This window comes from Shewanella sp. 4t3-1-2LB, assembly GCF_017368415.1.
Lineage (GTDB): Bacteria > Pseudomonadota > Gammaproteobacteria > Enterobacterales > Shewanellaceae > Shewanella > Shewanella fodinae.
Map to the genome: position 1 here is coordinate 1 of NZ_JAFNJD010000156.1, position 341 is coordinate 341.

The window sequence follows — 341 nt, forward strand, 5'->3', positions numbered from 1 at the left end:
GTGAGGCGTTGAGCTAACCTGTACTAATGACTCGAGAGGCTTAACCATACAACCCAGATGGGTTTCTGGCACTACCTCCCAGGAGGTCGTGAATACCTTGAATGAATGGCAAGACTTGGTTGAAGTATGAGAACCAACTACTACAGATAAGATAAGGTCGCTTAGCTCAGCTGGGAGAGCACCTGCCTTACAAGCAGGGGGTCACTGGTTCGAACCCAGTAGCGACCACCATTATCAAAGCAACAGCTTTCCAAATTAACGAATTTGCTTGGTGACAATAGCATTGTGGTACCACCTGACTCCATCCCGAACTCAGAAGTGAAACACAATCGCGCCGATGG

At 48.4% G+C, this 341-nt stretch carries 1 tRNA gene and 1 rRNA gene; both read left to right on the forward strand.

Annotated elements, in window-relative coordinates:
• Positions 1-155: 155 nt before the first annotated feature.
• Positions 156-231: transfer RNA gene (locus tag J3L11_RS19085), tRNA-Val, on the forward strand.
• A gap of 36 nt (positions 232-267) precedes the next feature.
• A 5S ribosomal RNA gene (rrf, locus tag J3L11_RS19090) occupies positions 268-341 on the forward strand; the annotation flags it as partial.